We start from the raw sequence: 21,587 nt of genomic DNA, 5'->3' as shown, positions 1-21,587 counted from the left end.
CCCCCGGTTTTTTTTGTCCGTCCGCGCGGGCTTGCGTGATGCCGAGTCTTGGCGCGAATGGGCGCGGTGGCGTCTTCAGCCGCCCGCCTTGCCGCCGCGCTCGTCGCGCGCCGCATGCAGGCAGTCCATGAAGCACTGGGCCGCCGGCGTGGGCGGTGAATCGGCGCGCGTCACGATGCATACGCGCGCGGCGGGCAGCGCGTGGTCCAGCGGCACCATGCGCAAGGGGCGCGGCAGCAGTTGATGCTCGAACAGGTCGCGCACGAAGATGCCCAGCGCGTCGCTTTCGGCGATCAGGGCCAGGCCCACGGCGATGGACTGGCAGGGGATCACATCGCGGGGCGGCGGCAGGCCGTGGGCGGCATAGGCCAGGCGCAGCAGGTTGGACGGCGACTCGATATTGCCCGGCACCAGCCAGAGCGCCTCGTGCAGCTCGGCCAGGCTGCGCGCGCGGCGCAGCGGATGGCCGACGCGCGCGCCTACCGCCAGCGGCAGGTCGTAGAGCGTGGCGCGGGTGAAACCGTCGTCGATCTGGCCGCCGTATTCGGTCTGGACCAGCAGGTCGTAATGGCCGGATTCGAGCAGTTCGTGGCTGTGCGGCGGCGCGACTTCGTTGAAGGAAACGGACACGCGCGGCATGCGCTGGCGGAAGTCCCTGAGCGCGCCCGGCAGCACGGTCAGCGCCGACGAGCTGACCGCCAGGTGCAGCGAACCGCCGGCGCCGTCCTTCATCTGGCCGATCTCTTCCTGGGCGCGGCGCGTTTCCTGCAGGATCAGCACGGCGCGCTTGTACAGCGCCTGGCCGTAGGCGGTCAGCTCCACGCCCTTGGGGCTGCGGCGCACCAGCTCGGCGTCCAGGCTTTGCTCCAGCTCGCGCAGGTTGCGCGTGGCCGCCGGCTGGGTCAGGTGCAGGGCGCGGGCGGCGGCGCGGATGCTGCCGTGTTCGGCGATGAGGACGAAGGTGCGCAGCTGGCGCAGGTTCATGGGCGGACTTCCGGAATGCAGGGGTATCAGGAAAAGCTTTCACTGGAACGAAAATACTATCTTTTCCTTATCGTCAGCCATCCGTATATTCATGGCCATCGCAGCGGATACGGAACCGGGATCACCGGCCGGGCGCCGCGAGCCTAACGGACATCAAGGGGAAACCATGTCTATCGCCGTCGCGGCCGTTTCCGGCCAGCCGGGGCTGTACACGCCTTCCATGCGCCGGCGCGTCATTGCCGGCACCACCATCGGCAACGCGCTGGAGTTCTTCGACTTCACCGTCTTCACCTTCCTGATGCTGGTGATCGGGCCGCTGTTCTTCCCGGCCGCCTCGGGCTATGGGCAGCTGCTGCTCACCACGGCCACCTTCGGCGTGGGCTTTCTGATGCGGCCGGTCGGCGGCATGCTGATCGGTTCCTATGCCGACCGCCACGGCCGGCGCGCCGCCATGACGCTGACGCTTTGGCTGATGGGCCTGGGCTGTGGCCTGATCGCGCTGGCGCCCACCTATGCGCAGATGGGCATCGCCGGGCCGGTGATCATGGTGCTTGCGCGCCTGATCCAGGGCTTCGCGGCCGGCGGCGAGGTCGGCGCGTCCACCACGCTGCTGGTCGAGCACGCGCCGTCGTCGCGGCGCGGCTTCTATTCCAGCTGGCAATTCGGCAGCCAGTCGCTGGGCGTGATGCTGGGCGCGCTGGTGGTGGCGCTGCTGACCGCCGCGCTCACGCCCGAGCAGATGAAGGACTGGGGCTGGCGCGTGCCCTTCGTGATCGGCATCCTGACCGTGCCGGTGGGCGCTTATATCCGCCGCAACCTGGAAGAGACGCTGGAGCCCCAGCCCGCGCCCGGCGCGGCGCGCGCCCGCTCCGACCACCAGCCGCTGCGGCGGGTGCTGGCCGGGCACAAGGGCGCGGTGGCCAAGGGCATCCTGCTGGTCATCGGCGGCATGGTCTGCGCCCAGATCATCGGCTTCTACATGCCGGCCTACGCCAACAAGGAACTGGGCCTGCCGGCCACGTCCACGCTGTCCGCCAGCGTGGTGCTGGGCGCCATCGGTTTCGTGGCCGCGCCCTTCGTCGGCCTGCTGGCCGACCGCGTGGGACGCAAGCGCGTGATTTTCTGGTCGCGAGCCGCCACCGTGGCCGCGCTGTTGCCGTGCTTCCAATGGCTGGTGTCGGCGCCGAGCAGCGCGCGGCTGATGACCGTGATCGCCTTGCTTGCGATATTGTTGGCGCTGCAGACCGCGCCGGTCATCACCATGCTGCCCGAACTCTTTCCCAAGGCGGTGCGCACCACCGGCATGTCGGTGGTGTACGGGCTGGGCATCTCGGTGTTCGGCGGTTTCGCGCAGTTCTTCGTCACCTGGCTGCTGCACGTCACCCGCAATCCGATGGCGCCGGCCTGGTACTTGATGGTCACCGTGACGCTTTCCACCGTGGTGCTGTTCTGGATCCAGGACCGCACCGGGCATGACATCGACAATCAGGAGGCATGATGCAGTCCCGCTATTTTTCCGACAGCTACGCTCAGGCGCGCGAGCGCTTTCTTGCCGCCGCCAAGGCCGTGGCCGCGCGCATGGCCTCGTATCCGATCGAGGCGCGCGGCGCCCGGGACGAGGCCCTGTCCACCGACGTGGCGCTGATCGGCGACGCCAAGGCCGAACGGCTGCTGATCATGACGTCCGCCACGCACGGCGCCGAAGGCTTCTGTGGCTCCGGCTGCCAGCTGGCGCTGCTGGACGATGCGCCGATGCTGGCTCGCGCGCGCGAGTCCGGCGTGGCCCTGCTGCTGGTGCACGCGGTCAATCCTTATGGCTTTTCGTGGATCGCGCGCACCGACGAGGGCAACGTCGACTTGAACCGCAATGCCCAGCCCTTCGACGGCCGTCCCTCACCCGAGAACCCCGGCTACGCTGCGCTGCATCCGCTGCTGCTGCCCGAGTCCTGGCCGCCGACCGAAGCCAACCAGCGCGAGCAGGAGCGCTACATCGCCGAGCATGGCCTGGCCGCCTACGCCCAGGCCGTCTCGCGCGGGCAGTACACGCATGCCGACGGCCTGTTCTATGGCGGCGATCGCCCGGCGGCCTCGCTGTTGAACATGCGGCGCATCCTGAAGGAACATGCCGCCGCTTTTTCCCGCATCGGCTGGATCGACGTGCATACGGGGCTGGGGCCGCGCGGCCACGGCGAGAAGATCTACGCCGGCCGGCGCGACGAGGCCGAAGTGGCGCGGGCGCGGCACTGGTACGGCGCGGACATCGCCGTGCCTTACCAGGGCAGCTCGGCCTCGGTGGACATCACGGGCCAACTGGCCAGCGTCATCTACGATGCCTGCCCGACGTCCACGCCGACGCTGATGGCACTGGAATTCGGCACCCAGCCCTTTGCCGACGTGGTGCAGGCGCTGCGTGGCCGCAACTGGCTGCGCGCGCATCCGGAAGCCAGCGAGGACGCGCGCCGGGCCATTCTGAAGGCCACGTTGGATGCCTTCTATTGCGGCGACGCCGATTGGCACGGCATGGTGCTGGGACAGAGCCGGGTGGCGGTGCTGCAGGCGTTGTGCGGCCTGCAAGACGACTGAGAGTCCGCATCGGATCCGGAAGGGCGCGGCGCCGGCGACGGGGCCGCGCATTTTTTTTTGCCTTGCCGCTTGTTGTTTATGTAATGTTATATCATCTAATTTTTGTTCGTAATGATATAACATCCATAGGAATCGAGATGCAGGGAAAGAAAGAGGGATCGCGGCGCTTCGCCCGCCGCGCCGGCGCGGCCGGGAAGGGATTGCGGCCGCTGGCGTGGGCGTTGCTCGCCGCCTCCGGCGCCACCGCGCAGGCCCAGCAAGCGGCCGGCCAGGCGGACGCCGCCGCCACGCTGGCGCCGGTCACGGTATCGGCCAATCCGCTGGGGCTGGATCTGAACAGCACCACGCAGCCGGCCTCCGTGCTGGAAGGCGATGCACTGGTCGAGAAGCGCGGCGGCACGTTGGGCGACACGCTCGATGGCCTGCCGGGCGTGCATAGCGATACCTTCGGCGGCGGCGCCAGCCGTCCGGTGATCCGCGGCCAGACCGCGCCGCGCGTGAAGGCGCTGTCCGACGGCTCCGAGCTGATGGACGCCTCGGCCATTTCGCCCGACCATGCCGTGACCACCGAGCCGCTGCTGGCCGAGCGCATCGAGGTGTTGCGCGGCCCGGCGGCGCTGCTGTACGGCGGCGGCGCCATCGGCGGGGTGGTCAATGTGATCGACAAGAAAATCCCCACCGAAGTCCCCGAGAAAGGCATCGCCGCCGAGGCCGAGATCCGTGGCGCGACCGGCACCAAGGAACGCGCGGGCGCCATCGGCATCACCGCCGGCGAAGGCAATTTCGCCGTGCGTGTGGAAGGCATGAAGCGCCGCAGCGGCGACTATCGCGTGCCAGACTGGTCCAGCAGCAAGCTGGACGGCTCGTACAGCGAATCCACGCAAGGCACGGTGGGCATGTCCTGGATCACGCCGCGCGGCTACATCGGCCTGGCCTTCACGTACCTGGAAAGCAAGTACGGCCTGCCTGGGCACAATCATGAATACGAAGGCTGCCATCCGCATGGCACGCATCTGCATTGCGGCGGCCACGATCATGGCGACGAGGACGGCCACGACCATGACCATGGCGCCGAGGGCGGCGGCGTGCCCTACGTGAAGCTGCGCAGCAATCGCACGGACCTGCGCGCCGAATACCTGGATCCCTTCGCCGGCATCGAGAAGATCCGCCTGCGCGGCGGCTTGACCGACTACCAGCACCAGGAGATCGAGGGCGGCGAGGTCGGCACCACCTTCAAGAACCGTGGCTACGACCTGCGCCTGGAGGCGCAGCACAAGCCCGTCGCCGGCTGGCGCGGCGTGGTGGGCATGCAGACGTCCTACAGCGATTTCCGCGCGGACGGCGAGGAAGCCTTCCTGCCGCGCAGCAAGACGCGCGCCAACGGCATCTTCCTGCTGGAGGAATACAAGCTGGCCGACTGGCGCTTCGAGCTGGGCGCGCGCCAGGACTGGCAGACGGTCTCGCCCCAGGGCGGCGCGCCGCGCAGCAGCCTGTCGGGCACCTCGCTGTCGGCGGCAGCCATCTGGAACTTCGCGCCGGAGTATTCGGCGGCATTGTCGCTGTCGCGCTCGCAGCGCCTGCCGACCGCGCAGGAGCTTTACGCCAAGGGCGTGCACCTGGCCACCAACACCTATGAGATCGGCAACGCCGGCCTGGGCCGCGAGACCTCGCACAACATCGACCTGACGCTGCGCAAGCACTCGGGCGCAACCACTTTCAGCGCCAGCGTGTTCCACAACCGCGTGAAGAACTACATCTACGCCAACACGCTGGACCGCTACGAGGACTTCCGCCTGATCGAGTACACCCAGCGCGACGCCGAGTTCACCGGCGTGGAAGGCGAGCTGCGGCATCAGTTCACGCCCGTGTTCTCGGCCGCCGTCTTCGGCGACTACGTGCGCGGCAAGCTGACCGGCGGCGACGGCAACCTGCCGCGCATCCCGGCGGCGCGCGCCGGCCTGCGCGGCAACTTCAAGTGGCAGCAGTGGTCGGCCGGCGTCGAGTACGCGCGCGTGTTCTCGCAGAAGGACATCGCCGCCTACGAGAACAGCACGCCCGGCTACAACCTGGTCAACGCCGTCGTGGCCTATCGCGGCAATTACGGCTCGACCGGCTACGAGGTCTACCTGCGCGGCACCAACCTGCTGAACAGGCTGGCCTACAACCATGCCTCGTTCATCTCCTCGGTGGCGCCGCTGCCTGGCCGCAGCGTGCTGCTGGGCATGCGCCTGACGTACTAGTCGTGGCAGGAGGGCGGGGCGGCGGCCCTGTGCTATGTTCGCGGGGTGCCGCCACCGGGCGGCGCCACGCAGCGCAGGAGCCCGCCATGCTGAAGTTCGCCGCCAACCTGTCCATGATGTACACGGAACATGCGTTCCTGGACCGCTATGCGGCGGCCGCCGCCGATGGTTTTGCTGGCGTGGAATGCATGTCGCCGTATGAAGCGCCGGCGGCCTTCGTGCGCGAGCGCCTGGACGCGGCGGGGCTGCGCCAGGTGCTGATCAACACGCCGGTCGGCGCCGCGGCGCGCGGCGATCGAGGCCTGGCCGCGCTGCCCGGCCGGCAAGACGAGTTTCGCGCTGGCCTGGAGCAGGCGCTGGCCTATGCCGACGCGCTGGCCTGCCCGCAGGTGCATGTGATGGCCGGGCTGGCGCCCGACGGCGCGCCGCGCGCCGCGCTGCTGGACTGCTACCGCGAGAACCTGGCCTGGGCCGCGTCGCAGGCGCGTGCGTGTAATGTCACGCTGCTGATCGAGCCCATCAATACCCGTGACATTCCCGGCTACATCCTCAACCGTCAGGACGAGGCCCATGCCGTGGTCGAGTCGGTCAACGCGCCCAACCTCAAGGTGCAGATGGATCTGTACCACTGCCAGATCGTCGAGGGCGACGTCAGCGCCAAGCTGCGGCGCTACCTGCCCACCGGCCGCGTCGGGCATCTGCAGATCGCCGGCGTGCCGCTGCGGCACGAGCCCGACCAGGGCGAACTGAACTATTCCTGGATCTATGCGCTGCTGCGCGAGCTGGACTATCGCGGCTGGATCGGCTGCGAATACCGGCCGGCCGGCGCCACGTCGGATGGCCTGGGCTGGCTGGCCGCCGCCCGCGCGTGAGCGCGCCGGATCGGAGCCCCGGACATTCGAACCCGTGCGTGATCGCGAGACGGTTGGCGCACGCTTGCGTTGCCCGGCCCTGGCGTGCCAACATAATTAATATGTTAATTAAATACGGTCCAAGCAGGCCGTAAAACGGGATAAGGAGACAGTCCCCATGTTCACAGGCATTTTCCGCCGCCTGCCGCGCGCGGCCTTGCTGGCCGCTGCCCTGGCGGCATCCGTGGCCGCCGTCCGGCCCGCGTCGGCGGCCGAATTCCCCGATCATCCGATCCGCTGGCTGGTGCCCTTCAGCGCTGGCGGCGGCAGCGACATCGCCACGCGCATCGTGGCCCGGCACGTGGCCGACGCGCTGGGCCAGCCGGTGGTGGTCGAGAACCGTCCCGGCGCGGCCACCATCGTCGCCGCCCAGGAAACCGCGCGCGCCGCGCCCGACGGCTACACGCTGATGACGGCCGGCATGAGCACGCTGGCCCTGAATCCCTGGCTCTACCGCAAGCTGCCATACGACCCGCAGAAGAACCTGGCGCCGGTGTCCACGCTGGTGGACCTGCCCATCGTGCTGGTGGTGTCGCCGGACTCGAACCTGCATACGCTGGCCGACGTCATCGCTTACCTGAAGAGCGACAAGGCGCCCAGCTACGCCTCGCTGGGCGTGGGCAGCCCGCACCATCTGGCGATGGAGCTGTTCCTGGAAACGGTGAAGGGCAAGGCCACCGCCATCCCCTACAAGGGCACGCCGCCGGCCTTGCAGGACGTGGCCTCGGGCGTGGTGCCCTTGATGATGGCCGATCTGGCCGCCGCGCGGCCGCTGATCCAGGGCGGCAAGCTGCGCCCCATCGCCGTGCCGGCGGCGCGGCGCTCGGACCAGTTGCCTGACGTGCCGACCTTCGCGCAGGCCGGCGGTCCGGCTTTCGAGGCCGCCGCCTGGCAGGGCGTGGTGGCGCCGGCCGGCACGCCCGAGCCGGTGATCAGGAAGCTGAGCCAGGCGATCGAACAGGCGCTGCGCGCGCCCGAGGTGGTCAAGCAGCTGAAGCTGCAAGGCATGGAACCGACCGGCAGCACGCCGGAAGCGTTCAGCGCCTATGCGCGGCAGGAGCACGAGCGCTGGGGCGCGGTGATCCGGAGCAAGGGCATCACCGCCGATTGATACGCCTGCATCATCCGCGTCTCAGTCCGGCGCGGGGGCGGGCGGCGCGCGGCGTCTGGCGGTGGCGGCGCAGCCCGCCGACGCGATCACGATGCCGCCGATGGCCAGCCACTGGTTGCCCGACAGCTGCTCGTTCAGCACCACCACGCCGGCCAGCGCGCCCATGGCCGGCTCCATGCTGAGCAGCACGCCGAAGGTCTTGTTCGGCAGGCGCTTGAGCGCCACCATCTCCAGCGAATACGGCAGCGCGCTGGACAGCACGCCCACCGCGATGCCGGCCAGGATCAGCGACGGATCCAGCAACGCCGTGCCGGCATGGGCGGCGCCCACCGGCAGCGCCACCAGGGCCGCCGCCGTCAGGCCCAGCGAGGTCGCCTGACCGCCGTGGATATGGCCGGCGCGCTTGCCGAAGATGATGTACAGCGCCCACAGCACCGCCGCGCCCAGCGCATAGGCCAGTCCGACGGGATCCAGGTCGTGCACCGATTGGCCGGTCGGGATCAGCAACAGCAGCCCGGCCGCCGCGCAGGCGATCCAGAGGAAGTCGATGGCGCGGCGCGACGAGAACACCGCCAGCGCCAGCGGCCCGGTGAACTCGATGGCGATGGCGATCCCCAGCGGCAGCGTGCGCAGCGCCATGTAGAACATCAGGTTCAGGCAGGCCAGCGTGACGCCGTACAGCGCGATCTTCAGCGCGTTGGCGCGGCTCAGCGGAAAGCGCCACGGACGCCAGATGGCCAGCAGGATCAGCGCGCCGATCACGATGCGATAGGCCGTCGTGCCCTGCGCGCCCACCATCGGGAACAGCGATTTGGCGAACGAGGTGCCGATGCACAGGGACGCCATCGCCGCCATCAGCGACAGGACGGGAACCAGCGTGGAGGAGGAGGTATCGCCTCCGGTGTTCAGGGTAGCGGTGCTCATGGTTGCGTGTAGCAGGTAGGGGCCGGGCGCGGAAGACAGGGAATCAAGGACTCAGGGCGCGGTCGTGGAGTAAAGCACATATGCCGCCAGGCCCAGCATGATGGCGCCCAGCAGTCCCTGCTGCGCGCGCAGGAACCAGGAGTTGCGCCCCACCCAGCCGCGGATGCGCGAGGCGCCGTAGGCGAAGCAGCTGCCGTAGGGCAGGCTCAGGATCTTCATGGTGACGCCCAGCACCAGCATCTGCGACCAGACCGGCCCCTGCTCGGGCGAGGTGAACTGCGGCAGGAAGGCGATCATGAACAGCAGCACCTTGGGATTGAGCAGGTTGGTCACGAAGCCCTGCCAGAAGGCGTCACGCGCATCGCCGGGCCGGGCCGCGAGCGAGACCTCGGCGTCGCGCGCGCAGCGCAGGATGGCCTTGATGCCCAGGTAGGCCAGGTACAGGCCGCCAGCCGCCTTCACGCCCAGGAACAGCCGGGGCGAGGCTTGCAGCACCGAGGCCAGGCCCAACACCACTGCCGGTACTTGAACGAAACCGGCCGCCACGTTGCCCAGCACGCTGAGAAAGGCCGGGCGAAAGCCCTGGGTCATGCCACGGGACAGGGTCAGCGCCATGTCGGGCCCGGGCGTGAGCTTGAGCGCCGCGTCGGCGGCGAGGAACAACAGGAACAACTGGAGCGAAGGCATGGGATTCTGGCGCGGCAGGCCCGCGGCGCGCGGACGGCAAGAATCACAGTGTAAGCAAGGCGGCTGATTTTTTTCTGCGCTACACGGGGCAGAAATGGAGTTTTCCGTCGAAAGCAGGGGTGCTGGACGCAGCAGAGGCGCTGGGTGCGTTTAGAATCGTCGCACGGGCCCGCCGGCCTGCATCCGCGACCGCATACGCTCCGCCTCACGCCGCCATGGAACTCGACGATTTCGACCGCCTCATCCTGCAAAGCATGCAGGAAGACAACCAGCGCACCAGCCAGGAAGTGGCCGAACGCGTGAACCTGTCGCCCGTGTCCTGCCTGCGCCGCATGAAGCGGCTGCGCGACGCCGGCGTGGTCGCCGCCGACGTGTCGGTGGTCGATCCGGCCGCCGTGGGGCGCGGCATCATGATGGTGGTGCTGGTGTCGCTGGAGAGCGAGCGCGCCGACAAGCTTGGCAAGTTCAAGCGCGCCATGACCGAGGCGCCGGAAGTCATGCAGTGCATGTCGGTCACGGGCGAGGTGGACTTCGTGCTGACGCTGACCATGCGCGACATGCTGGAGTACGAGTCCTTCGCGCAGAAGCACTTCTGGGGCGATCCCAATGTGAAGCGCTTCTCGACGCTGGTGGTGATGAACCGCGTCAAGCACGGTCTGGCGGTGCCGATGGATATCTGAGGCGCCGCGCGCCCGGACTGGCGTCGCATGATGGCTGAGGCGGGTGTTTCCGACTGCACTTGCTTGAGCGATTCGCCGCGATAGGGGGCGGCCGCCCGGCGTTCCCGTCTCTGGCGGGCTCGCTTTATCTTCAAAAAATATCAATCTAATTAATATTGATTCATCAATTCGCGATTCCTAGAATCTTCCCATGGCTCACCGCCGCCTTGGGGTAGACATGGACAGCGAAAAAAACACGACGCCGCGACAGCTAACCGTCCGCATCTCACGCGGCGCCGGCGATGGCGAATTCACGGTCTATTCGGTGCCGTGGCGCGACAACCAGACCGTGCTGGACGTGGTCACCGAAGTCCAGCGCACGCTGGAACCCGGTCTGTCCTATCGCTACGCCTGTCGCGTGGGCGTGTGCGGTTCCTGTGCGATGACCGTCAATGGCAAGCCGCGCTGGACCTGTCGCACGCACGTGAGCCGGGTCGAGGAAGACGGCGTGATCGTCATCGAGCCGCTGCGCAACATGCCGCGCATCAAGGACCTGGTGGTCGACATGCGCGAGTTCTTCCAGAAATGGAAGCGCGCCGGCAACACCTTCGTGGGCACGGCAACGCGCCACGATCCGCCGGCGATGGTGTCGCCGCAGAGCAAGAAGCGCAAGCAGGCCGACGCCGCCATCGAATGCATCAACTGCGGCGTGTGCTACGCGGCCTGTGACGTGGTGTCCTGGGACCCGGAGTATCTCGGGCCGGCGGCGCTGAACCGCGCCTGGACGCTGTACAACGACGAACGCCATGCCGATCCCAAGGACGTGTTGCGCCAGGCGACCTCGGGCAGCGGCTGCAATTCCTGTCACACGCAGGGCAGCTGCATGAAGCACTGTCCGGTCGACCTCAGCCCGACCGGCAGCATCGCCGGCCTGAAGCGCAGCTCGCTGATCAACCTGCTCAAGGGGGGCTGACATGGAGGCCCGCCTGTTCGCGCTCCAACGCCTTACGGCGATGGCCATGGCGCCTTTCGTTCTCGTGCATCTGGGACTCATCATCTACGCCGTGCGCGGCGGCCTGAGCGCCGGCGCCGTGCTGTCGCGTACCCAGGGCAGCTGGGCCTGGATCCTGTTCTACGGGCTGTTCGTGGCCTGCGTCGCCATCCACGTGCCCATCGGCCTGCGCAACATCCTGGTCGAATGGCTGCGGCTGGGCCGGCGCGCGTCCTCCTGTATCGGGCTGGCCTTCGGCATCATGATCCTGTTCCTGGGCCTGCGCGCGGTGGCCGCCGTGGGAGGGCTGCTGCAATGAAGTCCGCGCGCAATCACCAGGCGTACTGGGCCTTCCTGGGCCATCGCCTGTCCGGCCTGGCGCTGGCGCTGTTCCTGCCGGTGCATTTCTACGTGCTCGGCATGGCGCTGGACGAGGCCCGTTTCGACCGCTTCCTGAAGCTGTCCGACATGCCGGCGATGAAGGTCGGCGAATGGGGGCTGGTCCTGCTGCTGGCGTTGCACCTGTGTTTCGGCCTGCGCCTGCTGGCGCTGGAACTGTTGCCCTGGCGTTCGACGCGCAATGCCCGCAACGGCTGGATAGGCTGGGGCTTCGCCGTGTCGATGGCGATCGGCCTGGTGTTCATCGCTGGAGTCATCTGAGATGCAGATCGAACAACACAAGACCGACATCCTGATACTGGGCACCGGCGGCGCCGGCCTGTTCGCGGCGCTGCACGCGAAGAAGGCGAATCCGGACCTGCGCGTGACCGTGACGGTGAAGGGGCTGCTGGGCAAGTGCGGCTGTACCCGCATGGTGCAGGGCGGCTACAACGTCGCGCTGTCCGCCGGCGATTCGGTGGAGCGGCATTTCATGGACACCATCGAAGGCGGCAAGTGGCTGCCACGGCAGGACCTGGCCTGGCGCCTGGTCGAGGGCGCGGTCGAACGCGTGCGCGAGCTGGAAAACGAGATCGGCTGCTTCTTCGACCGCAATCCCGACGGCTCGCTGCATTCCAAGGCCTTCGCCGGCCAGAGCTTCGACCGCACCGTGCACAAGGCCGATCTGACCGGCATCGAAATCATCAACCGGCTGATGGAGCAGGTGCGTGCGGTGGATGTCGAAGAACTGGAGGAGCACCGCGCCATCGAGCTGATTCCCGCCGCCGATGGCTCGGGCATCGCCGGCGTGCTGTTCATCGACATGCGCACGGGCGGCTACCGGCTGATCCAGGCCAAGGCCGTGCTGCTGGCCACCGGCGCCGGGCCGACGATGTATCGCTATCACACGCCGTCCGGCGACAAGACCTGCGACGGCCTGGCCATGGCGCTGCGCTACGGCCTGTCGCTGCGCGACATGGAGATGGTGCAGTTCCATCCGACGGGCCTGCTGGGCGGCCCCGACACCCGCATGACGGGCACGGTGCTGGAAGAAGGACTGCGCGGCGCCGGCGGCTATCTGCTCAATGGCGACGGCGAGCGCTTCATGGCCAACTACGACAAGCGCGGCGAACGCGCCACGCGCGACGTGGTCAGCCGGGGCATCTACGCGGAAATGCGCGCCGGACGCACCGGTCCCATGGGCGGCGTGTACATCCAGATGAGCCACCTGGGTCCGGAGAAAGTCGCCAGGACCTTCCCCGGCATGGTCAACCGCTGCAAGGACTGCGGCTTCGACCTGGCGGGCGGCAAGGTCGAGGTGGTGCCGACCGCGCACTATCTGATGGGCGGCGTGGAGTTCAACGTCGACGGCTCGACCGCGTCGCCGGGGCTGTACGCGGCGGGCGAGGACTGCGGCGGCGTGCATGGCGCCAACCGGCTCGGCGGCAATGGCGTGGCGAACTCCACCGTGTTCGGCGGCATCGCCGGCGATTCGATGGCCGCGCACGTGGCCGCGAACGGCCGCTGGCGCGATCCGGATCCGCGCGCCATCGCGCGCGGCTTCGAGCGCGCGGAATACCCTTTTTCGAAGCCGGCCGGCCGCATCCATGAATTGCGCGACCAGCTGGCGCGGACCATGTGGGACGACGTCGGCGTGCTGCGCCAGCGCGCCGCGATGGAGCGCGGCCTGGACGCCGTGGAGGCCCACCATGCCGCGCTGCGCGGCATCGGCGTGGCCGATGGCGACCGCCGCTATAACCTGACCTGGCACGACTGGCTCAACCTGGAAAGCCTGGTCGATATCTCCAGGGTCATCACCGTGTCGGCGCTGGCGCGCGAGAACAGCCGCGGCGCGCACTTCCGCGAGGACTTCCCGGAACCGGGCGATCTGCACGCCAGCCGCTACACGCGCGTCAGCGCGCCGGACGGCGATCTGCGGCTGGACATGGTTCCGGTTTCCTTCGACATCGTTCAACCCGGCCAGTCGCTGATCGACGGCGAAGCCGGCACTCCCCAGGCATAAGGCGCGCACCATGCAGATACCGATAAACAAGATCGAGGAGGCCGCGCTGGAGATCATGCGCCGCGCGGCGATCGAGATCCCGGATGATTACAAACAGGGCATCCTGGAGCTGCGCAAGACCGAGACCGGCAAGCTGCCGCGCTTCGTGATTCACGCCATGGTCGAGAACTGGGAGGCGGCGGACCAGGACCGCCGCCCCATGTGCGCGGACACGGGCCTGCCGCGCTACTACGTGAAGGTCGGCAACCATGCCTCGGTCGAGTCGGGTTTCGTCGCCATCGAGCGCGCGCTGCGCCACGCCACCGCCGAAGGCACGGTGTCGATCCCGCTGCGGCCCAACCGCGTCCATCCGCTCTGGCGCACCGATCACAACAACAACGTGGGCTTGAACGCGCCGGAGGTGGAATGGTCCTTCGAGCCCGACGCCGACTGGATCGACATCACCACCGTGCACAAGGGCGGACTGTTCGGCACCGACTACCGCATGCTGTTTCCGGGCGACGGCATCGACGGCATCAAGCGCTTCGTGCTGGACACGCTGATCGCCTTCGGCAAGCGCGGCCTGGCCTGTCAGCCGGCCATCGTCGGCATCGGCCTGGGCGGCTCCAAGGACACCTGCATGCAGCTGGGCAAGCAGGCCGCCTGCCTGCGCACCGTGGGCGACCGCAATCCGGATCCCAGGGTCGCCGAGCTGGAACTGGAATTGATGAAGCTGGGCAACGCCATCGGCATGGGCGCGATGGGTTTCGTCGGCTCGGGCATGGTGGTCGATTGCCATATCGAATGCGGCTACACGCATACCGGCGGCATGCCGATCAGCCTGCATACGTTCTGCCTGTCGTCGCGCCGCGCCACCGCGCGCATCCACGCCGACGGCCGCATCGAATATCGAACCGATCCGCAATGGTTCACCCCCTATCTGCGCCGGGAGACGGTCGAATGGTAAGCAAGGACGATGACATCAAGGTCTTCCACCTGGACCTGCCGGCCCGGACCGAGGACATCGCCCGGCTGGAGCTGGGCTCGGCCGTGTACCTGAACGGCCTGGTCTACACGGCGCGCGAGGGCGTCTACAAGAAGGTGCTGGACGAAGGGCTGGCGCCGCCGGTGGACCTGCGCGCGCTCAGCAACGTGAACTTCCACTGCTCGCCGGCCGCCGCGCCGGACGGGCAGGGCGGCTACCGGGTCGGCGCCGTCACGGCCACGGCCTCGTTCCGCTTTTCCAAATGGATTCCGCGCTGGCTGGAGGAAACCGGCTGCCGCATCCTGATCGGCAAGGGCGGCATGCCGGCGGACGACTACAAGCGGGTGCTGGCGCCCGGCGGCGCGATCTACCTGACGACGGTGGGCTACGGCACCGGCGCGCTGCTGGGGCGCGGCATCAAGCGCGTGCGCGAGGTGCACTGGCTGGACGAGCTGGGCATCGCGCAGGCGATGTGGCTGTTCGATGTCGAGAATTTCGGCCCCTTCATCGTGGAAAGCGATCTGGCAGGGAACTCCCTGTTCGCGCAGCACGCCGAGACGATCAACGCGGGCATCGAACGGCTCTACGCCGGGCTGAAGCCGCCCGCGCTGCATCGCTACGGCGAAACCGACGACCGCAAGGACGAAGTGATGTAGCGGCCGCCGGCTGGCGCCAGGCCGTCAACACATGGATAGGGAAGACACGGCAATGATCATCGATTTCCGCCTGAGGCCGCCCGTCGGCGGTTTCCTCGACACGCTGATGTACTCGGCCGGCGCGCGGCGCGACGGCTTCACGCGCACCGTGGGCTTCACGCCCTCGCCGGCCGCGCAGCAGCAGTCCATGGACCTGCTGCTGGGGGAAATGGAGGCCGCCGGCGTCGACGCCGGCGTGGTCGTGGGCCGATTGGCCGGCGTGCTGGGCAGCGTGCCGAACGAGGACGTGCGCCAGATCGTGGCCGCGCATCCGGGCCGCTTCATCGGCGCGGCCTCGATCGACCCGACCGACCGCCGGCGGGCCTGCCGGACCATCGACCAGGCGCTGGCGGACGGCTTCAGGCTGATCAATATCGAGCCGGGTTCCTACCCCGTGCCGATGCACGCCGACGACCGGCGGCTGTATCCGATCTATGGCCACTGCGAGGACGTGGGCGTGCCCGTCATCATGATGGTCGGCGGCACGGCCGGGCCCGACCTGAGCTATTCGGACCCGATCCGCACCGACCGGGTGCTGGCCGATTTCCCGACCCTGAACGTGGTGGTCGCGCATGGCGGCTGGCCCTGGGTCAACGAGATCCTGCACCTGGGCTTCCGACGCCAGAACCTGTGGCTGTCGCCCGATATGTACTTCTCGCGCATGCCGGGCTGGGAGGAATACGTGAAGGCGGCCGATGGCTTCCTGTCGGACCGGATGCTCTATGCCAGTTCCTTCCCGTTCTGTCCGGTGCGGGAATACAAGTCGTGGTTCGAAAGCCTGCCGATCAGGGAAGAGAACCTGAGGAAGATAATGGGCGGCAATGCGTGCAGGCTGCTGGGCATCCCGGCGCGGAACCCATAGACTGTCGCCCACCCCGTGTCGCCCACCCCGCCCTGAACCAAGGCCCGCATGATGGATATCCGGACGCTCTACACCCTGATCGCGATCGCCGACTGCGGCAGCTTCGCCGAGGCCGGCAATCGCATCGGCCTGTCGTTGTCGGCCGTCAGCATGCAGGTGCGGGCGCTGGAAGAGGAACTGGAGATCGCGATCTTCGACCGCAGCCGCCGTCCGCCGGTCCTGACCGACGCCGGGCTGGCGCTGGTGCACCGCGCGCGCGACCTGATCGCGCACTGGGAAAGCATGAGCGCGGCGCTGAAGAAGGGCACCGGCGCGGGCCTGCTCAAGCTGGGCAGCGTGCATACCTGCGCCTCCGGCGTACTGCCGCTGGCGCTGCGCCATCTGCAGAAGCAGGGCCATGGCCTGGAGGTTCACGTCACCACGGGTCTCACGCACGACCTGGAACGCGCGGTGCACCACCGGCAGCTGGACGTGGCCATCGTGACCGAGCCCGAGGTGCCGCGATCGGACCTGGATTTCCTGCCCTTCGTCGATGAGCAGCTGGTCGTCATCGCCCACCGCTCGGTCAAGGGCGCGAGCGACCAGGAGGTGCTGGAGCAGACGCCCTACGTGCGCTTCAATCGCCTGGCGCGCGTCGGCCACCTGGTGCAGGAGGAGATCCTGCGGCGCCAGATCGTGGTGCGCTCGACCATGGAGATCGACAACCTGGAAGGCGTGGTGGCCATGGTCGCCAATGGCCTGGGCGCCTCGGTGGTGCCGGCCCGGGGCGTGAAGAACGAGTTCCCCGCCACCATCCGCGTGATTCCCTTTGGCTCGCCGACGGTGACCCGACGGCTGGGCATCCTGGTTCCCAAGGAGAACCCGAGGTCTCATCTTTCGCGCCTGCTGCTCGAGGCGCTGAAGTCGGTTTGCGCCGACAGCCAAGAAAAAGAACGGGCCGGCTCGCGCTAGGCAACCGTCGCATTCCACGTAACTTCCTCCGGTATACGTCGGGCCGATCGGCCCGAGGGAGAGCTGTTGCCTCAAGAAACGCTGTTGCCTGTAAAAACGCCCGCCGGCACGCACCGGAGGGCTCCCGGGTCCGGGAATCCAAGGAGACTGACATGCCGCACATGGTTCACCCCCAACACCGCAGGCGTTTCGCCAGGACGCTCGCCTGTGCCTTGATGCTGACGCCGCTGCTCGCGACGCCGGCGCGCGCGCAATGGCCCGACGACCGGGTCGTCCGCATCGTCGTGCCCTTCGCGGCCGGCGGCGCGACGGACTTCCTGGGGCGGGCGCTGGCGTCCGAGCTGGGCAAGCGCCTGAAGCAGAACGTGATCGTCGAGAACCGCGCCGGCGCCGGCGGCAGCGTGGGTGCGCAGGCGGTGGCCCTGTCGCCCGCCGACGGCTATACCCTGCTGCTGGCATCGGGCAGCATGTTCACCGTCAACCAGTTTATCTACGGCAAGCTGCCGTATTCGCTGGACAACTTCAGCCTGGTCGGCAAGGTGGCCAGCGGGCCCATGGTCGTGACGGTGAACGCCGGCCTGCCGGTGAAGAACATCCGGGAGCTGATCGCCTATGCCCAGGCGCGGCCGGGCAAGCTCAACTTCTCTTCTGCCGGCGTGGGCAGCCAGACGCACATGGCGGGCGAGGCCTTCAGCGACGCGGCGGGCGTCAAGCTGGTGCACGTACCCTACAAGGGCGAAGGGCCGGCCTATTCGGACCTGATGGCGGGCGTGGTGGAAGTGGCCGTCGCCAACATCAATGCCATCACTCCCTTGCTCAAGGGCGACCGTCTGCGCGCGCTGGCCGTCACGGGCAAGGAGCGCTCGCCGCTGCTGCCGGATGTGCCCACCGTGGCCGAGGCGGGCGTGCCCGGCTTCGAATATACCGGCTGGTTCGCGCTGATGACGCCGGCGGGCACGCCTCAGCCCATCGTGGACCGGCTGCTGGCCGATCTCAAGACAGCCGTGGAGCAGCCCGGCATGAAGCGTTACTTCGAGGAGCAGGGCATGTCCGCTGCGGTGAGGCCGCCCGGTCCGCTCAAGGAGGAGATCGTGCAGGAGTCGGCCCGCTGGCAGGCGCTGGTCCGGAAAAAGCAGATCACGGCGAACTGAAACGCCGCGCGCCGTCCCGATGGCTGGCGCGCGTCATTCCCTTTGACTTTCATGTAGGCAGATCGCGACATGCCCGCCGACCTCATCGCCCTGGCCGCGCCCGTCGTCTTCACCGCGTATGTGGTGTTCGGCATGACGGGATTCGGCGCCGCCATGGTCGCGGTGCCCATCCTGGCGCAGTTCATGCCCTTGTCCTTCGCCGTGCCGCTGGTCGTGCTGTTCGACCTGGCCTGCACGGCGCTGGTTGGCGGCCGGAACTGGCGGCAGGTGTCGCGGGCGGAGCTGGCGCGGCTGTTTCCCTGGATGCTGCTGGGCATCTTCCTGGGCGTGACGCTGCTACGCAATGCCGGTGCGCGCTGGCCGCTGATCGTGCTGGGCTGTTTCGTGCTGACGGTCTGCGCGCGCGGCCTGCGTGGTGGCCGGGGCGCCAGCCAGGAGCCGCTGCCCACGCCCTGGGCGCTGCCGTTCGGCATGTTCGGCGGCGTGTTCAGCGCGCTGTTCGGCACGGGCGGGCCGATCTACACCATCTACCTGTCGCGCCGCATCGCCGCGCTGGACGCGTTCCGCGCCACGATTTCGGTCGTCATCCTGGCCAGCGGCGTCGTCCGCGCCGGGGCCTTCGCCGCTGCCGGGCTGTATACGCAGCCGGCCATGCTGAAGAGCGCTGCCTTGCTGCTGCTCGTGGCGCTGGCCGGGCTGTACGCCGGATCGCGCCTCAGGACGCGGGTGGCGCCGGCCCGCTTGCAGCGGTTCATCTTCCTGCTGCTGGCGGTGGCTGGCGCGGGGGCGATCTATCGCGGGTGGATGTCGCCGGCGTGATGGCGCTGGCATGGCGCGGTCGCCGCGTCCGGCATGCCGTCATGTCCGTGGTTTGGGGCACGGGCGGCGGCATCGCGCCGCCCGTGCACGAGGCCTACTTCGCCGTCGGCATGGCGAACTCCGCGCCCTTGGCGATGCTCTCGGGCCAGCGCTGCATGATGGACTTCTGCTTGGTGTAGAAGCGCACGCCTTCCTCGCCATAGGCGTGCATGTCGCCGAACAGCGAGCGCTTCCAGCCGCCGAAGCCGTGCCAGGCCATGGGCACCGGGATCGGCACGTTGATGCCCACCATGCCGACCTGGATGCGGCGGCCGAATTCGCGCGCCACGTTGCCGTCGCGGGTGAAGCAGGCCACGCCGTTGCCGAATTCGTGCGCGTTGATGAGATCGACGGCCGCCTTCAGGTCCGGCACCCGCACGCAGCCCAGCACCGGGCCGAAGATCTCTTCCTTGTAGATGCGCATGTCGGGCGTGACATGGTCGAACAGCGTGCCGCCCAGCCAGAAGCCGTCGTCGCAGCCCGCGCCGGCCTGCGCGCCGCGAAAGCCGCGGCCGTCCACCAGCAGCCTGGCGCCTTCCTGCTCGCCCAGCGCGATGTAGCCGCTGATGCGCTCATGGGCGGCGCGGGTGACGATGGGGCCCATCTCGGCGTCCAGGTTCTCGCCGTCCAGCACCTTCAGCGCCTTGGTGCGCTCGATCAGCTTGGGCAGGCAGCGCTCGGCCGCGTCGCCCACCAGCACGGCCACGCTGATGGCCATGCAGCGCTCGCCGGCCGAGCCGTAGCCGGCGCCGATCAGCGCGTCCACGGCCTGGTCGATGTCGGCGTCGGGCATCACCACCATGTGGTTCTTGGCGCCGCCCAGGGCCTGCACGCGCTTGCCGAGGCGGGCGCCGGTTTCGTAGATGTAATTGGCGATCGGGGTGGAGCCGACGAAGCTCAGTGCCTTCACGTCGGGATGCTCCAGCAGCGCGTCGACGGCCGTCTTGTCGCCCTGCACCACGTTGAAGACGCCGTCCGGCAGGCCGGCTTCCTTCAGCAGTTCGGCGATGCGCAGCGACGGGCTGGGGTCGATGGGGCTGGGCTTGAGCACGAAGGTGTTGCCGGCGGCGATGGCGACGGGGATCATCCACATCGGCACCATCACCGGGAAGTTGAAGGGCGTGATGCCGGCCACCACGCCCAGCGGCTGGCGCATGGTCCAATTGTCGATGCCGGTGGAGACCTGTTCGGTGTAGTCTCCCTTGAGCAGCTGGGGAATGCCGCAGGCGAACTCGACGATATCGATGCCGCGCGACACTTCGCCCTGCGCGTCGGTAAAGACCTTGCCGTGTTCGGCGGTGATCAGGTGGGCCAGTTCGTCGCGGTGACGGTTCAGCAGCTCCAGGAACTTGAACATGACGCGGGCGCGGCGGATCGGCGGCGTGTCCGCCCAGGCGGGGAAGGCGGCCTGGGCGCTGGCGACGGCGCGGGCCACCTCGTCCGGCGTGGCCAGGGCGACGTGGCGGGCGACGGCGCCGGTGGCGGGGTTGTAGACCGGCTGGCGGGCGCCTTGCCCGGGCACGGTCTGGCCGCCGATGTAGTGGCCGACGATGCTTGCGTTCATGCTGTGCTCCTGGAGTTGGGGAATGGCTGGACCAGCCCGCAATGTCGCTGAACGCGTCGCGGCCGTCGAGACCGATACGCTGGAATCAGTGTTTGGAATTCTGCACAACGGAATGCGCATGGAACGAGCAAGACGATTGGAAGACCTGTGGTCGCACATCCACTGCCTGGGCATCCTGGCCGAGACCGGCAGCTTCACGGCGGCCGCCCTGCGTCTGCAGCTCAGCAAGGCCTCGGTCAGCCAGCGCATCGCCGAGCTGGAAAAGGCCGTCGGGCTGCCGCTGGTGCGGCGCACCACGCGCGGCGTCAGCCTGACAGAGGCGGGCGCGCACCTGGTCGAGCAGACCGCCGCCGCGTTCCAGCGCATCGAGGCGGGCTACTCGGCCGTGAAGGACCTGTCGGCCGGGCCCCGGGGCGTGCTGGCCATGACGGCGCCGGTGGCGCTGGGGCGGCAGGTCATCGCGCCGCTGATTCCGGCGTTCCTCAAGCGCTACCCGGACGTGCAGATCCAGCTGGACCTGAGCGACCGACTGGCCGCGCTGGCCACCGAGGGTTTCGACCTGGCGATCCGGCACGTGGCCGAGGTGCCCGACACGCATGTGGCTTCGCTGATCGGCGAGATACGTTCGGTGCTGGTCGCCACGCCTCGGTACCTGGCCGAGCACGGCACGCCCGCCGTGCCGGCGGATCTGGAGCGGCACGACTGCATCCATTACCTGCGGCGCTCGGGCGCGGCGGCCTGGGCGTTCCGGCGTCCGGGGGCGGACGAGCGCGTGCAGGTGCCGGTCCGGGGCAGCTTCGCGGCCAACAACAGCGAGGTATTGCGAGAGGCCGCATTGGGTTCCGTCGGCATCGCGCTGCTGCCCGATTTCAGCGCGGGTCCGGCGCTGCGCGACGGGACATTGGTCGAGGTGCTGGGCGATTGGCGGGTGGAAGGCGACTTCGCCGACCGGCTGTACGCGGTCAGGCCCTATACGCCGCATGTGCCGCGCGTGGTGTCCTTGTTCGTCGAGCATGTCCGGGAGGCCCTGTCCGCGCCTGAAGCACAGTAG

21 protein-coding genes are annotated in these 21,587 nt (G+C 68.5%); 17 read left to right on the top strand and 4 right to left on the bottom strand.

Going from position 1 to position 21,587, the window contains the following annotated elements:
- Positions 1 to 75: 75 nt before the first annotated feature.
- Complete coding sequence (locus AC6LJ5_RS05585) at positions 76 to 984, bottom strand: LysR substrate-binding domain-containing protein (protein ID WP_498140004.1); 909 nt, start codon at positions 982 to 984, stop codon at positions 76 to 78.
- A gap of 166 nt (positions 985 to 1,150) precedes the next feature.
- Here AC6LJ5_RS05585 and AC6LJ5_RS05580 point away from each other — a divergent pair, with 166 nt between their 5' ends.
- The 5 genes from AC6LJ5_RS05580 to AC6LJ5_RS05560 all read left to right on the top strand — a co-directional run bounded on the left by AC6LJ5_RS05580 (position 1,151) and on the right by AC6LJ5_RS05560 (position 7,829).
- Entirely contained in the window at positions 1,151 to 2,482 is a 1,332-nt protein-coding gene (locus tag AC6LJ5_RS05580; RefSeq protein WP_498140003.1) for an MFS transporter, read from the top strand.
- Entirely contained in the window at positions 2,479 to 3,567 is a 1,089-nt protein-coding gene (locus tag AC6LJ5_RS05575) for a M14 family metallopeptidase (RefSeq protein ID WP_498140002.1), read from the top strand. Before AC6LJ5_RS05580 ends, AC6LJ5_RS05575 begins: the two co-directional genes overlap by 4 nt.
- Positions 3,568 to 3,704: 137 nt before the next feature.
- A complete protein-coding gene (locus AC6LJ5_RS05570) occupies positions 3,705 to 5,807 on the top strand; it encodes a TonB-dependent receptor domain-containing protein (RefSeq protein ID WP_498140001.1) in 2,103 nt (700 codons plus the stop codon).
- Positions 5,808 to 5,893: 86 nt separating this feature from the next.
- On the top strand, positions 5,894 to 6,679 hold the full coding sequence (gene otnI, locus AC6LJ5_RS05565; RefSeq protein WP_498140000.1) for a 2-oxo-tetronate isomerase: 786 nt from the start codon (positions 5,894 to 5,896) through the stop codon (positions 6,677 to 6,679).
- A gap of 157 nt (positions 6,680 to 6,836) precedes the next feature.
- Positions 6,837 to 7,829, top strand: a complete 993-nt coding sequence (locus AC6LJ5_RS05560) for a Bug family tripartite tricarboxylate transporter substrate binding protein (protein WP_103271384.1) — start codon at positions 6,837 to 6,839, stop codon at positions 7,827 to 7,829.
- A gap of 21 nt (positions 7,830 to 7,850) precedes the next feature.
- On the opposite strand, the gene AC6LJ5_RS05555 is transcribed toward AC6LJ5_RS05560, so the two are convergent.
- Both AC6LJ5_RS05555 and AC6LJ5_RS05550 read right to left on the bottom strand, forming a co-directional pair.
- Entirely contained in the window at positions 7,851 to 8,753 is a 903-nt protein-coding gene (locus AC6LJ5_RS05555) for an EamA family transporter (RefSeq protein WP_103271383.1), read from the bottom strand.
- A 51-nt stretch (positions 8,754 to 8,804) separates the two neighbouring features.
- Complete coding sequence (locus AC6LJ5_RS05550) at positions 8,805 to 9,440, bottom strand: LysE family translocator (protein ID WP_498139999.1); 636 nt, start codon at positions 9,438 to 9,440, stop codon at positions 8,805 to 8,807.
- Between the two features lie 215 nt (positions 9,441 to 9,655).
- On the opposite strand from AC6LJ5_RS05550, the gene AC6LJ5_RS05545 reads away from it, so the two are divergent.
- The 11 genes from AC6LJ5_RS05545 (at position 9,656) to AC6LJ5_RS05495 (ending at position 18,933) form a co-directional block, all read left to right on the top strand.
- On the top strand, positions 9,656 to 10,120 hold the full coding sequence (locus AC6LJ5_RS05545; protein ID WP_392408955.1) for an Lrp/AsnC family transcriptional regulator: 465 nt from the start codon (positions 9,656 to 9,658) through the stop codon (positions 10,118 to 10,120).
- A 217-nt stretch (positions 10,121 to 10,337) separates the two neighbouring features.
- Positions 10,338 to 11,072: a succinate dehydrogenase/fumarate reductase iron-sulfur subunit gene (locus tag AC6LJ5_RS05540; RefSeq protein ID WP_498139998.1), complete on the top strand. Its 735-nt coding sequence runs from the start codon at positions 10,338 to 10,340 to the stop codon at positions 11,070 to 11,072.
- Between the two features lies 1 nt (position 11,073).
- Entirely contained in the window at positions 11,074 to 11,409 is a 336-nt protein-coding gene (locus AC6LJ5_RS05535) for a succinate dehydrogenase (RefSeq protein WP_498139997.1), read from the top strand.
- Positions 11,406 to 11,750 (top strand): succinate dehydrogenase/fumarate reductase transmembrane subunit, encoded by a 345-nt coding sequence (locus AC6LJ5_RS05530; RefSeq protein ID WP_103271378.1) that lies wholly within the window; start codon positions 11,406 to 11,408, stop codon positions 11,748 to 11,750. The genes AC6LJ5_RS05535 and AC6LJ5_RS05530 overlap by 4 nt, the downstream gene beginning before the upstream one ends.
- A gap of 1 nt (position 11,751) precedes the next feature.
- A complete protein-coding gene (locus AC6LJ5_RS05525; protein ID WP_103271377.1) occupies positions 11,752 to 13,491 on the top strand; it encodes an L-aspartate oxidase in 1,740 nt (579 codons plus the stop codon).
- Positions 13,492 to 13,501: 10 nt separating this feature from the next.
- Positions 13,502 to 14,437: a fumarate hydratase gene (locus AC6LJ5_RS05520; RefSeq protein WP_103271376.1), complete on the top strand. Its 936-nt coding sequence runs from the start codon at positions 13,502 to 13,504 to the stop codon at positions 14,435 to 14,437.
- Entirely contained in the window at positions 14,431 to 15,111 is a 681-nt protein-coding gene (locus AC6LJ5_RS05515) for a fumarate hydratase C-terminal domain-containing protein (protein WP_103271375.1), read from the top strand. The genes AC6LJ5_RS05520 and AC6LJ5_RS05515 overlap by 7 nt, the downstream gene beginning before the upstream one ends.
- A 52-nt stretch (positions 15,112 to 15,163) precedes the next feature.
- A complete protein-coding gene (locus AC6LJ5_RS05510; protein WP_392408959.1) occupies positions 15,164 to 16,012 on the top strand; it encodes an amidohydrolase family protein in 849 nt (282 codons plus the stop codon).
- Positions 16,013 to 16,060: 48 nt separating this feature from the next.
- A complete protein-coding gene (locus AC6LJ5_RS05505; protein WP_233772613.1) occupies positions 16,061 to 16,963 on the top strand; it encodes a LysR family transcriptional regulator in 903 nt (300 codons plus the stop codon).
- Between the two features lie 152 nt (positions 16,964 to 17,115).
- The gene (locus tag AC6LJ5_RS05500; RefSeq protein WP_498139996.1) at positions 17,116 to 18,114 is read left to right on the top strand and encodes a Bug family tripartite tricarboxylate transporter substrate binding protein; all 999 of its coding nucleotides are present in this window, start codon (positions 17,116 to 17,118) and stop codon (positions 18,112 to 18,114) included.
- Between the two features lie 69 nt (positions 18,115 to 18,183).
- Positions 18,184 to 18,933: a sulfite exporter TauE/SafE family protein gene (locus AC6LJ5_RS05495; protein ID WP_498139995.1), complete on the top strand. Its 750-nt coding sequence runs from the start codon at positions 18,184 to 18,186 to the stop codon at positions 18,931 to 18,933.
- Positions 18,934 to 19,027: 94 nt separating this feature from the next.
- Here AC6LJ5_RS05495 and AC6LJ5_RS05490 read toward each other — a convergent pair whose 3' ends face one another.
- Positions 19,028 to 20,536, bottom strand: coding sequence for a CoA-acylating methylmalonate-semialdehyde dehydrogenase (locus AC6LJ5_RS05490; protein ID WP_498139994.1), 1,509 nt, complete (start codon positions 20,534 to 20,536; stop codon positions 19,028 to 19,030).
- Positions 20,537 to 20,654: 118 nt separating this feature from the next.
- On the opposite strand from AC6LJ5_RS05490, the gene AC6LJ5_RS05485 reads away from it, so the two are divergent.
- On the top strand, positions 20,655 to 21,587 hold the full coding sequence (locus AC6LJ5_RS05485) for a LysR family transcriptional regulator (protein ID WP_498139993.1): 933 nt from the start codon (positions 20,655 to 20,657) through the stop codon (positions 21,585 to 21,587).

This window comes from Achromobacter sp. 1011791174, from assembly GCF_059760925.1.
The sequence above is the reverse complement of the archived record's forward strand: the minus strand, read 5'-3'. Positions and strand labels throughout refer to the sequence as shown.

Coding starts and splice junctions, on each gene's coding strand:
- AC6LJ5_RS05585 (WP_498140004.1), bottom strand. CDS start 984: ATGAACCTGCGCCAGCTGCGCACCTTCGTCCTCATCGCCGAACACGGC.
- AC6LJ5_RS05580 (WP_498140003.1), top strand. CDS start 1,151: ATGTCTATCGCCGTCGCGGCCGTTTCCGGCCAGCCGGGGCTGTACACG.
- AC6LJ5_RS05575 (WP_498140002.1), top strand. CDS start 2,479: ATGATGCAGTCCCGCTATTTTTCCGACAGCTACGCTCAGGCGCGCGAG.
- AC6LJ5_RS05570 (WP_498140001.1), top strand. CDS start 3,705: ATGCAGGGAAAGAAAGAGGGATCGCGGCGCTTCGCCCGCCGCGCCGGC.
- otnI (WP_498140000.1), top strand. CDS start 5,894: ATGCTGAAGTTCGCCGCCAACCTGTCCATGATGTACACGGAACATGCG.
- AC6LJ5_RS05560 (WP_103271384.1), top strand. CDS start 6,837: ATGTTCACAGGCATTTTCCGCCGCCTGCCGCGCGCGGCCTTGCTGGCC.
- AC6LJ5_RS05555 (WP_103271383.1), bottom strand. CDS start 8,753: ATGAGCACCGCTACCCTGAACACCGGAGGCGATACCTCCTCCTCCACG.
- AC6LJ5_RS05550 (WP_498139999.1), bottom strand. CDS start 9,440: ATGCCTTCGCTCCAGTTGTTCCTGTTGTTCCTCGCCGCCGACGCGGCG.
- AC6LJ5_RS05545 (WP_392408955.1), top strand. CDS start 9,656: ATGGAACTCGACGATTTCGACCGCCTCATCCTGCAAAGCATGCAGGAA.
- AC6LJ5_RS05540 (WP_498139998.1), top strand. CDS start 10,338: ATGGACAGCGAAAAAAACACGACGCCGCGACAGCTAACCGTCCGCATC.
- AC6LJ5_RS05535 (WP_498139997.1), top strand. CDS start 11,074: ATGGAGGCCCGCCTGTTCGCGCTCCAACGCCTTACGGCGATGGCCATG.
- AC6LJ5_RS05530 (WP_103271378.1), top strand. CDS start 11,406: ATGAAGTCCGCGCGCAATCACCAGGCGTACTGGGCCTTCCTGGGCCAT.
- AC6LJ5_RS05525 (WP_103271377.1), top strand. CDS start 11,752: ATGCAGATCGAACAACACAAGACCGACATCCTGATACTGGGCACCGGC.
- AC6LJ5_RS05520 (WP_103271376.1), top strand. CDS start 13,502: ATGCAGATACCGATAAACAAGATCGAGGAGGCCGCGCTGGAGATCATG.
- AC6LJ5_RS05515 (WP_103271375.1), top strand. CDS start 14,431: ATGGTAAGCAAGGACGATGACATCAAGGTCTTCCACCTGGACCTGCCG.
- AC6LJ5_RS05510 (WP_392408959.1), top strand. CDS start 15,164: ATGATCATCGATTTCCGCCTGAGGCCGCCCGTCGGCGGTTTCCTCGAC.
- AC6LJ5_RS05505 (WP_233772613.1), top strand. CDS start 16,061: ATGATGGATATCCGGACGCTCTACACCCTGATCGCGATCGCCGACTGC.
- AC6LJ5_RS05500 (WP_498139996.1), top strand. CDS start 17,116: ATGCCGCACATGGTTCACCCCCAACACCGCAGGCGTTTCGCCAGGACG.
- AC6LJ5_RS05495 (WP_498139995.1), top strand. CDS start 18,184: ATGCCCGCCGACCTCATCGCCCTGGCCGCGCCCGTCGTCTTCACCGCG.
- AC6LJ5_RS05490 (WP_498139994.1), bottom strand. CDS start 20,536: ATGAACGCAAGCATCGTCGGCCACTACATCGGCGGCCAGACCGTGCCC.
- AC6LJ5_RS05485 (WP_498139993.1), top strand. CDS start 20,655: ATGGAACGAGCAAGACGATTGGAAGACCTGTGGTCGCACATCCACTGC.